This is a genomic window from Pseudomonas sp. PS01299, assembly GCF_029960145.1.
GTDB lineage: Bacteria > Pseudomonadota > Gammaproteobacteria > Pseudomonadales > Pseudomonadaceae > Aquipseudomonas > Aquipseudomonas putida_A.
The window spans coordinates 1-311 of the sequence record NZ_JASCPO010000520.1; the positions used below are offsets into that span (position 1 = coordinate 1).

General features: G+C 56.9%; 1 protein-coding gene. It reads right to left on the reverse strand.

Annotation, left to right across the window (positions count from 1 at the left end):
- The coding region (locus QMX91_RS31395; RefSeq protein ID WP_282413924.1) for a hypothetical protein at positions 1–311 on the reverse strand (311 nt) is incomplete at both ends.

A 311-nucleotide genomic window follows, 5' to 3' on the forward strand; every position in this document is an offset into this window, starting at 1 on the left:
GCAATGGACAGCTTGAACTCGTAGTTATGCGGGATATTGTCGACGGTCTGGGGCAGGGCGGTGACTTCGACTTTTTCGCCCTCCAGGGTGGTGCCGAGCATGGTCAAGTGAATGATGTCATCCATCTCGAAGTCTGGCCGTGTGGCCGTGACATGCACCGTGATGTCGTTATCGCCCTGTTTATCGGCGTCGAGTTCATTATTGACAGCCTCCTGAACAATCGGTGCGGCCAGCAGGTCGATGCCGGTGGTGACGACGATGCGGGTTGCCTTGCACCAGTCTTCCGATTCATTGCCGACGATGTCGCGCAC